This is a genomic window from Planktosalinus sp. (assembly GCF_059864935.1).
Genome location: NZ_JCBCCK010000399.1, coordinates 1 through 10,221, shown reverse-complemented (window position 1 = coordinate 10,221; position 10,221 = coordinate 1). Strand labels below are relative to the sequence as shown.

The 10,221-nt window shown below is 36.0% G+C and carries 11 protein-coding genes; 4 read left to right on the top strand and 7 right to left on the bottom strand.

Annotation, left to right across the window (positions count from 1 at the left end; genetic code table 11):
- The 3 genes from AC6F75_RS12295 to AC6F75_RS12285 form a co-directional block, all read left to right on the top strand.
- Positions 1 to 446 (top strand): glycosyltransferase (locus AC6F75_RS12295; RefSeq protein ID WP_500715336.1); only part of this gene is annotated, 446 nt, incomplete at its 5' end.
- A 34-nt stretch (positions 447 to 480) separates the two neighbouring features.
- Positions 481 to 1,869 (top strand): exopolysaccharide biosynthesis polyprenyl glycosylphosphotransferase, encoded by a 1,389-nt coding sequence (locus tag AC6F75_RS12290; RefSeq protein WP_500715334.1) that lies wholly within the window; start codon positions 481 to 483, stop codon positions 1,867 to 1,869.
- A gap of 184 nt (positions 1,870 to 2,053) precedes the next feature.
- Positions 2,054 to 2,251: a hypothetical protein gene (locus AC6F75_RS12285; protein ID WP_500715333.1), complete on the top strand. Its 198-nt coding sequence runs from the start codon at positions 2,054 to 2,056 to the stop codon at positions 2,249 to 2,251.
- Positions 2,252 to 2,348: 97 nt separating this feature from the next.
- On the opposite strand, the gene AC6F75_RS12280 is transcribed toward AC6F75_RS12285, so the two are convergent.
- The 7 genes from AC6F75_RS12280 to AC6F75_RS12250 all read right to left on the bottom strand — a co-directional run bounded on the left by AC6F75_RS12280 (position 2,349) and on the right by AC6F75_RS12250 (position 9,518).
- Positions 2,349 to 3,302: a LysR substrate-binding domain-containing protein gene (locus tag AC6F75_RS12280; protein ID WP_500715332.1), complete on the bottom strand. Its 954-nt coding sequence runs from the start codon at positions 3,300 to 3,302 to the stop codon at positions 2,349 to 2,351.
- Positions 3,303 to 3,364: 62 nt separating this feature from the next.
- A complete protein-coding gene (locus AC6F75_RS12275) occupies positions 3,365 to 4,696 on the bottom strand; it encodes a DUF58 domain-containing protein (RefSeq protein WP_500715330.1) in 1,332 nt (443 codons plus the stop codon).
- Complete coding sequence (locus AC6F75_RS12270) at positions 4,697 to 5,695, bottom strand: AAA family ATPase (RefSeq protein WP_500715328.1); 999 nt, start codon at positions 5,693 to 5,695, stop codon at positions 4,697 to 4,699.
- Positions 5,682 to 6,899, bottom strand: a complete 1,218-nt coding sequence (locus tag AC6F75_RS12265; RefSeq protein ID WP_500715327.1) for a DUF4350 domain-containing protein — start codon at positions 6,897 to 6,899, stop codon at positions 5,682 to 5,684. The genes AC6F75_RS12270 and AC6F75_RS12265 overlap by 14 nt, the downstream gene beginning before the upstream one ends.
- Positions 6,892 to 7,650, bottom strand: coding sequence for a DUF4129 domain-containing protein (locus AC6F75_RS12260; RefSeq protein WP_500715326.1), 759 nt, complete (start codon positions 7,648 to 7,650; stop codon positions 6,892 to 6,894). The genes AC6F75_RS12265 and AC6F75_RS12260 overlap by 8 nt, the downstream gene beginning before the upstream one ends.
- Positions 7,651 to 7,689: 39 nt before the next feature.
- The gene (locus tag AC6F75_RS12255) at positions 7,690 to 8,556 is read right to left on the bottom strand and encodes a hypothetical protein (RefSeq protein WP_500715325.1); all 867 of its coding nucleotides are present in this window, start codon (positions 8,554 to 8,556) and stop codon (positions 7,690 to 7,692) included.
- Positions 8,553 to 9,518 carry a stage II sporulation protein M gene (locus AC6F75_RS12250; RefSeq protein ID WP_500715324.1) on the bottom strand — a complete coding sequence of 322 codons (966 nt, stop codon included), beginning with the start codon at positions 9,516 to 9,518 and terminating at the stop codon, positions 8,553 to 8,555. The genes AC6F75_RS12255 and AC6F75_RS12250 overlap by 4 nt, the downstream gene beginning before the upstream one ends.
- Before the next feature lie 36 nt (positions 9,519 to 9,554).
- Here AC6F75_RS12250 and AC6F75_RS12245 point away from each other — a divergent pair.
- Positions 9,555 to 10,221 (top strand): RDD family protein (locus AC6F75_RS12245; RefSeq protein WP_500715323.1); only part of this gene is annotated, 667 nt, incomplete at its 3' end.

Below are 10,221 nucleotides of genomic sequence, written 5' to 3'. Positions count from 1 at the left end.
CACATTTTCCGCAGCTGTCACTTTGTATGGTGGGGCCTGAAAAAGATGGTTCACTTAAACAGTGTAAAGCTTACGCTAAAAAAAATAATTTGCCCGTAATTTTTACCGGAAAACTTGATAAAGAAGCCTGGATAAAACTTGCCGAAAACTATTCCATTTTTATCAATACCACAAACTTTGACAATGCACCTGTAAGTATGATTGAGGCTATGGCTTTAGGGTTACTGGTGGTCTCTACCAATGTGGGCGGAATACCGTTTCTTCTTGATGACGGAAAAGATGCCTTGCTCGTAGAACAAGATAATGTCGATAAATTTTTATCTGCAGTAAAGAAAATTTTGGCAAATCATGAACTGGCTGAAAATCTTGCCATTAATGCAAGACAAAAAGCAGAAACTTTTGATTGGGAAAAAGTTAAACACCAATGGTTTAAAATTTTAGACTAATTAATTGTAAATTTAAGCCCCTAATCAAAACTAAATGACCAACACTTCAAAAATTCATTTTGAGATTTCTGAACGTAAAGTTCTTTTGCGAATACTGGATATCGTATCTGTATTTCTTGTACTGTATGGTGTGGGGGTTTTGTTTGTTTTTGATTATTTTAAAGTTGCAAATGATCGTTGGGAGTGGTTGATCGTATTGGCGTTGTATCTGTCAATTTTTGGAACCGTATTTGAACTTTATGACCTCCAAAAGGCCAGTAAAATTGATATTGTTTTTAAAAATATTGTACTTACAAGTTCGTTGACGGTTTTATTTTATTTACTCACCCCATTTTACACGCCACAATTACCAAGCAATCGTTTGCAAATTATTTATTTCTTTTTAGCCATTATTGTTGCCCTGTTTTTATGGCGCCTTGCATATATTACTTTTATATCATCTCCGAGATTTTATAAGCGAATATTAATTATTGGAAATTCAAGCAACGCAAAAATTATGGCAGATGCGGTAGAGAAATCCGACCCAAATTTTAAGGTCATAGGTTTTGTTAATACCGGAAAAGAAAATATTAATGAAGTTTCAAGCTTATTGGAGTTTAAAACCCAAGATTTAAAGCAAATTATATCAGAAAATTCAATTTCAGAAATTATAGTTGCCGGAAATTTATCTAAACGCTTAACACTTCCAACATACACTCAGTTATTAGACTTACTTGAAAAAGGCTTTTCAATTAAGGAGTATACTCAAGTTTATGAAGATTTAACCCATAGAGTGCCTGTACATCATGTTGATAAAGATTTTTACAGATATTTTCCATTCAGTAGAAGCAATCAAAATAAACTGTACCTTTTTTTTCACAAGCTTATAGATACATTAATATCCATAGTAGGTTTAATTTTCGGAATAATAGTGTTTCCAATAATATTTGTAGGAAACCTAATAGGTAATCGTGGTCCATTATTTTATTTTCAAGAACGAGTTGGAAAAAACGGAAAAACATTTTTCATTGTCAAACTAAGAAGCATGATATTAAATGCAGAAAAAAATGGTGCAACCTGGGCAACAAAAGAGGATGTTAGAGTTACAAAATTTGGAAAGTTTTTAAGAAAAACAAGATTGGATGAAATACCTCAATTTTTTAATGTTCTGAGGGGAGACATGAGCATCATTGGCCCCAGGCCGGAACGTCCGGTTTTTGTTAAAGAGCTTTCTCAAGAAATTCCTTTTTATGAAGTCAGGCACATTATCAAACCCGGATTGACAGGCTGGGCTCAGGTAAATTGCAACTATGCAGCTTCAAAGGAAGATGCCCTTGAAAAATTACAGTATGATTTATATTATATCAAAAAGCGGAGTGTTTTTCTGGACTTGGATATTTTAATCAAAACTCTCAGTACAGTTTTATTTTATCGAGGTCATTAAAAATGAAGGGTTACAGCGTTATGACTCCAAAAATGATAAGCCCATTAATGTTAAAGTTCCGATTTTTAAAGCTTTGAATCCAAATTTTTACTAAATTGTGTTGGTTAAACAAAAACGCCCTGCCTATTAAGCAAATTTACTATAGTTGATTTAATTATTAAATTATTCTAATACCATTTATACTATGGCTAGAGCAATGTTTGATTACACCAAAGCTGTACTTGCAAAAGTTAGTTTTGACGCTAACCTTTTTTGCAAAGAACTTCAAAAAGCATTGAAAAGATTACTTCCTTATGAAATTGAGGAGTTGAAAGTCTGGGTTAATTCACTTATTAAACTAAACCCTGAACTTAATCAATGTTTAATTTATTTAAAACCTTAGAAATTAAAAATATTTAGCTTCCTAAATTGTTAGTGTACAACATTTCGGTTGGTTTTAAGTGTTAATGTAATTTTTTCCCATTTATTGTTTCAACGATTTAGGAAGCTTGTTTTTTATTTTTCAAAGGACTGATAATTTTTACGTCCTGAAAAGCAATCGCACCTCTAATTACTCCCGAAATAACATTGTGTAAAGCATCTACAATCTGAAGTTTGAGCTCGCTTTTATGTTGCAGTAAGCTTACCTCCCGAGCCGGTGAGGGTTCTTTAAAAAAATGTAGGTATTTTTTCTCTTTTTCCTTGATGTCAAGTGTGTGCAAATAGGGTAGCAGGGTCATTCCCAAGCCTTCATTAGCAAGCTTGATAAGTGTTTCAAAACTTCCGCTTTCCAATTGAAATTTGTCTGTTTCAGGCCTGTTGGAAACTTTACAGAGATTAATGACTCCGTCCCTGAAGCAGTGCCCGTCTTCAAGTAAAAGTATGTCGTCTATATCCAAATCGCCAATTGTGATGTGTTTTTTGGAAAAAAGTCTGTGGTTTTCGGTAATGTAAGCCACAAAAGGCTCATAATATAAAACGCGCTCTTTGATATTTTCCTGACGAAGTGGGGTAGCGGCTATGGCAGCATCCAAGTGGCCATCGTTCAGTCGTTTGATACATTCTTCAGTGTTTAACTCTTCAATCTTTAAGTGAACTTTAGGGTGGCGATTACTGAACGCTTTTAAAAACATGGGGAGCAGAGTGGGCATAACCGTTGGAATGATTCCTAACCTAAATTCGCCACCAATAAACCCTTTTTGCTGGTCAACAATATCTTGCATACGATCTGCCTCATTGACAATGTTTCTGGCTTGTTCCACAATTTTTTTTCCGATGTCAGTAAGCCTTAATGGCTTTGTACTGCGATCAAAAATGAGGATGTCTAATTCTTCCTCAAGTTTCTGAATTTGCATACTAAGCGTGGGCTGGGTGACAAAGGTTTTTTCTGCGGCTTTGGTGAAGTTTTGATGCTCAGCCACCATCAAAACATATTTTAATTGGGTAATGGTCATAGTATTTGTTTTTCTGATGTAAATTTAAGAATATTATAAGAATGTCTTATAAAATTTTATCTCTAAATCAAACCTTTGGCTTTAATTTCCAGATACTTGTTGATGGTGTTGATGGTAAGGTCTTCCGGTGTGGTGAGAATAGATTGAATACCTTTTTGTTGTAACTCTTTTACAATTAGTTTTTTATCGTGCTGAAATTGTTGAGCGATAGTGCTTTCATAAATTTCGGTGAGATTTTCTGCTCTTTTTTCTGCCAACTTTACCAACTCTGTGTTGTCAAAGAAAATGACTACTAACACGTGTTTTTTGGCTATAGCCTGAAGATATTTTAACTGCCTTTGAAGTGAAGAGATATGCTCAAAATTGGTGTATAGCATGATCAGGCTTCGATGAGTGATGCTTCTTTTTATACTAGCCTGCAACAGCCCAAAATCAGAATCAAGAAAATTAGTATTCAGGTTGTAAAGGGTTTCCAGTATGGTGCTTAGATAAGTTCGTTTGGCCTGTGCAGGGATTATTTTGTGAATTTTATTTGAAAATTGAATCAATCCCACTTTATCGCCTTTTTTGAGGGCAATGTTTGAAAATGCAAGGGTGCTGTTGATGGCATAATCCAATAACTTCAGTTCATTGAAAGGCATTTTCATCACCCTTCCGGAGTCGATGATGGAGTAAATGGGTTGCATTTTTTCGTCCTGGTACTGGTTGACCATTAAATGTGATTTCTTAGCCGTGGCTTTCCAGTTAATTGAACGGACGTCATCACCTGAAACATACTCTTTGATTTGCTCAAACTCCATGGTGTGGCCAATACGTCTGATTTTCTTAAGCCCTAAAAAGCTAAGTTTGCTGTCCATTGCCAGAAAATCATATTTTTTCATCTGGATGAAAGAAGGGTACACCTTAACCATTTGATTGTAATTGAAGCGGTGTCTTCTTTTTACTAATAGAATAGAAGTAGAAACAAAACAATTCAAATTTCCGAAGTAATACTCACCACGCTCTACAGGTCTTACATCATAAGTAAGCGTTTTAGTTTGATTACCGTTGAGATTGGCGGTCATCAAGAAATCCCTTTTTTGGAACTGAACAGGCAATTCATCAATAATTTCTACCTGAACTTTAAAGTTGTATTGGTTGTGAAATTTCAGTAAAACATAATTGGCATCACTGTTGGAGAATTTTTCGGGAAGTATGCGCTCTCCTTTTAAACCAGCCGATTTATACAGCATGGTTATTTCGGTTAAAATCAAAAAAATAAACGCCAAAACAATTAACCAGACCAAACCGTAAAGACCCGGAAACCAGTAAGACAGCAGAAATAAAAGCGCTATTCCGGTCAGGATTTTAAAAAACCGTTCGGTCAGGTATAATGTTTTGATGAATTTCAGCATTTATCTGGGAATTTCAACAGATTGCGTAATCATTTGGATAACAGTTTCAGGGGTCATGCCCTCCATTTCCCTTTCTGGGGAAAGGATAATCCTGTGATTCAATACCGGATGGAGTGTTTTTTTAATATCATCGGGAATGACAAAATCCCTGCCGGCAATTGCGGCATAGGCTTTTGATGTGTTCATAATAGCAATTGATGCCCTGGGCGATCCACCCAAATACAAATGGGGATGGTTTCTTGTTTTGTCAATTATCTGAGCGATATAATTAAATAATTTTTCATCGATCAAAATATCCTGAACCTGTAACCTAAACTTTTTTAATTGTTCAATGTTTAGTAGGGCATCAATTTCAGCTTCAGGGAGATTGAGTTTGCGACTGTCATGTGATTTTAAAATGATGATTTCTTCATCAAGAGTGGGGTAGCCCACTTTTATTTTAAACAGAAACCGGTCGAGCTGTGCTTCGGGCAGGGCATAGGTGCCTTCCTGCTCCAGCGGGTTTTGTGTGGCCACCACCATAAACGGATAGTCCATGATGTATTTTGTCCCGTCTATGGTGATTTGGCGTTCTTCCATTACTTCAAAAAGTGCCGACTGGGTTTTTGCCGGTGCCCGGTTGATTTCATCAATCAAAACTACATTAGAAAAAATAGGGCCTTTTTTAAACTCAAATTCGGTGGTTTTTGAGTTAAATACCGAAGTTCCCAAAACATCGCTGGGCATCAAGTCAGGTGTGAACTGGATCCGGCTGAATTTTGTTTTCAGGGTTTTTGCAAACAATTTTGCTGTGATGGTTTTTGCAATTCCGGGAACACCTTCAATCAAAACGTGGCCGTTTGCCAAAAGACTCACAATGAGTTGTTCAATAAACTCATTTTGACCAATAATCACTTTTCCAAGCTGTGATTTGATGGACTCGACGGCTTCTTTGAGTTCGTCCAATTGGATTCTGTTGCCAAAATTTAGCTCATCATTAATGTTTTCAGGATTTTCCATCTGTTTTTGTTTTAAAATTATGTATTTTATTGTAGAAAGTTACGAGCTCGTCATTAAAAATTTCAGCTCGGTTTTGAATGGTTTTGATGTCATTGAATATAGCAATCACTTCGTCTGGTGTGTGATTGCTTCTTGAAGCTACTTCTTCAAAAAAACGCCTGTTTAAATGTTCAGTTTGCACACGAAGTTTTAACCTGATGTATTCCTGAAAACCGGCAATCATTTTTGTGGCAATTTCCCTGTTATCCTTTTTATCCAAATAAATTGATGCTATGGTTTGTGTGTATTCATAGGTCTTGTTGTTCAGTTTGGGTATAATTGGAATGGTGCGCTGTTTACGTTTTCCTTCAAAAATAACAAACAGCAATACGCCAATTAAAACAAAATAATAAGCCCATTTGAGGGCTTTGGTACTCAATAATATTTTTAGGGGCGATACATCAAAACGGCGCCCTGTTTTGTAGTAATTGTCCCAATGAATGGTCTTACCGGTGTTGATGTATGACAGGACATTTTCTGTAAAAGGGTTGTTCTCATGGTTAACCAAAAAGTAATTACTGAAAATTTCCGGTTGGTTGTACATAAAAACAGCCCCTTTCCCAAAAGGAACCTTTAAAAAATTAGGACGCGCCATATCCATGATTTGGTCGCTTTCAAAAGGTTGGGCTATTCCCAAAACAATGTGTGAAAGCGTGTCTATTGTGCTGAAATAGGGGATATTAAAATTTTGAGGGATGTGGTAAGGCTTTTCAGCTTCCAGTTTTTTGTTTACAAGGTTAAGTTGAGGCTCTGTACTAAAACGGTCCCTCATTAAAAATGTTTTTATTTCCAGGCCAAGAGTGTCCAGTAAATTCCTGGAATAACGATTAGCGGAAAGAAAAACTGTATTGCCTTGATCTACCCAATCCAAAAGCAGGTGGAGCTCTTCATCATCAAACCAGAGACCGTCATTGATAAATAAATAAACTCCTTCCGGTTTGTTGTCACGCAGGTTTACAAAAGGCGGTAAATCCACATCTACCAGTTTTTCCTTAAAATGTGATTTCAGGTGGTCATAAATAATATAATTGCCCAAAGGAATTTTATCCAGCTTGTTGTAGCTGGGAAACCAGTTGAGCGGTGGCGGTTTGGTAGCCTCCACATACACCAGCCCCCCGATAACTATCAGAAAAAGAATTAATGTTATTTTTTGAAGATTACTCACTTTTCTTGCTGATGTTGTTTTTTAGAGTTATAAACTGGTATTTAGCCTTTGTAAAATCTGTTTCAGAAACCTCAAAATTGCCATACCAAACATACTCATATATAACCGCCGATTTTTTGAATTGAGAAGAGAGATGCTCCTGTTTGATTTCCCTGATATAATCTGAATTGGTTTTGTCAAATTGGTAGTTAATGATTTCGTTTTCGCTTAAGCTTTTAAGGATGAGTAAAAAATAATACCTCACTGCCAGCCTGTAGTTTTTATTTGCCAGTGCATCGTCAATCAAGGCTTGAATGTCTTCAGATTTGATGATTTTTTCTTCTTCGGTAAAAAATACCTGTGCTTCATCTTTAGAGTACAGCAAGCCCGAACCCGGATTTAACTTGTAAAACAGCCAGATTAGAAATATAACTATACCACCAATAATGATATAAGGCATTGCTTTGTAAAGAAAATAGAGAAAAGAGTTTGATTTAAAATCCCCAAACAACCATGTCCAGAAATTTATCCAATGCCTGTATACCCATCTTTTGAATTGCTGCCACAGATTGTCTTCCTGAATTTTTTCGGTATAATCAAAATAGGGGTCATTTTGGTATTTTTCGGTTTTAGAAGGGTCGAAAGAAACAGGGGTTACATCAGAAGTTTGGTCATATTTAACTTCAGGATGCAACTGAAATTCATCTGACGAAAATGAAAATCCGGAAACTCCCGCAAGGAAAAAAAATAATATAAACAGGTATGACCTCATTCTAAGCGAATTTTAACTTCTAACTTTGTACTTCCAACTTTAAATTTCTCCTTCTCTTTCTCCAAGTCTGTCAATGGTTTCAAGGGTTCCGGTAAAGTTTTTCTTTTCGTTTAGATGAAAATAAATAAACGCAGTTGCTATAAGAATTAAGGCGAAAAGAAAATATTGAGCTATCATTGAAAAAACATCCAGACTTATAGATATCCAGTCAATTATTTCAAAAGGATTGCCTGAAACCTCATCCATCATTGTAAATATTTTTGCTAAATAATAAATGAGTTGAGGTAACTGAAATATGAAAGCAATTACATAATACAGAATATAAATTACAATAAGGGTAGCAAAAGTAATCCACCATTCATCCTTGATGAGTTTAAAACTGTTACTGATGGCATTGCCCATATCTTTGCGTTCAAACATCAGCATAGGAAATGACATCGAAAAACACACAGCCAGATAAATACCGGGTAGGAAGCACAAGACTATACCAATACCAACCATCAGACCTACAATAATATTCAAGCCAATGTAACTCCAGAAATAGTTTCTAGCCAGTTGTGATACATCTTCAGGGTTTACATTTCCGTTTGTTTCGATATAGTTTTTAATATACCCAAAAACAGCACCATAGAGCAAGGCATAAAAAGCGATGTATGAGCCGAGCAAAAGCAATACTGAAAGGATAGTATTTGAAAGAAGTGAAGGTGCTGTAAAAATACGCTCAAAATCGCCTAAGGTAGATTGTATATAATATATATAACTCACAATCACCACCAGCATAGCCGGTCCTGAAATTTTTAAAATTAGTAGACCAAGGGTTTTGCCTTCAAGCCTGATAAACTTAAACACATCGGTGATGATGGCACCAATATCACGCTGTTGTTTAAAATCTATAACTTCTTTCATGATTGATTTAGTTTTGTTTTATTTAGTTTGATGGGATAGAATACATAGTAAAATAAAATGAGGTAAAGCGATCCTCCAATGATGAGTATTGCCAACCAATCGGGCATTTCGGTATGACGGGTTACAAATCCCTCCAAAAATCCGGCAATGATAAAAAACGGAATGGTACTGACAATAATTTTCAAGCCGTCTTTTGCTCCTCTAACGAAAGATTGAAGTCGGGTATAAGTACCGGGAAATAATATGCTGTTTCCTAAAACCAATCCGGCGCAACCGGCTACAATGATGACTGAAATTTCAATCGTTCCATGAATCCAGATGGTTCTCACTGATTCCCAAAACAGGTTGTAATCATAAAAAAAGTATTGAAAAGACCCCAGCATAATGCCATTGCGCATAAGGATATAAAGGCTTCCAATGCTTAAGAATATGCCAAATACAAAGGCATTGAGTGCCACCCTGATGTTGTTGACGGTAATACCCAGAAACATTTCCATTTCGCCCATTTTTTTATAGACCGCCATGGGGTCGCCCTGTTCAATGTGGCTGATGGTCATATTCACATAACCGTCGCCCATAATCAACCTGACAAAATCGCCATCGGTTGCTGCAGAAAATGCGCCAATGGTCACAAATAATGTAAAAGACAAAAACGCAACAAGTAATTGTTTGTGGTATTGATAGAAAAACAAAGGAAACTCCTTAGTGTAGAATGTAATGAGCTTGTTCCGGGATTCTTTTTTGTTCTTGTAAATCTTATTATGTGCTAAAACAGCCAGACTATTCAGGTATCTTAAAGTCTCGCTTTTGGGGTAAAAAGTCTGGGCATAACTCAAATGGTCTGTAACTTCAATGTACAGTCCGCTGAGCTCATCGGGATTAATTTGAATATTATTCCTAAGAACACTTTCAAATCTTATCCATTTATCTTTATTTTGTTTTACAAATGCTGCTTCCCGCATTTAATAAGAAATTGCTTTTCCAAAGAAACAGATTAAATGGATAATTTTCAAATAGAAACTGCACAAAATGTCACGATTTCTCAAAATGTTGCCGGCATTGGTGAACGTATCCTGGCCTACCTTCTTGACACCTTGATTGTTGGGTTTTATATTTTTATAGTTATTTTTACTCTTTCACAAACAAATTTTGGAACCGGAAGTATATTTTTGCTTATTATGACAATCGGGTTGCCTGTTTTTCTTTATCATTTGCTTTGGGAAACCCTTTGGAACGGACAAACACCCGGAAAAGCAGCAATGAAAATAAGGGTGGTCAAACTGGATGGTTCAAAGCCCGCATTGTCAAATTACTTATTGCGATGGTTGCTACGATTGGTCGATATCAGTTTTACAAGTGGGGCAGTGGCTGTGGTAACCATTTTACTTAACGGAAAGGGGCAACGGTTGGGTGACATTGCCGCCACAACAACAGTAATTTCAGAAAAAAAAAATACCGGAATTACAACCATCAGGCACATAGAGGTTGAAGAAGAATATTTGCCCAAATATCCACAGGTCACCGTTTTTAATGACAGTGAAATGCAAACTATCAAAAAACTGTTTTTTGAAGCAAAATTTGTCGGAAATCACAAAGTTATTTTAAAACTTTCTGCTAAATCTGCTGAAATAATGCAAGTTAATTTTGATGAAAAACCTATTGACT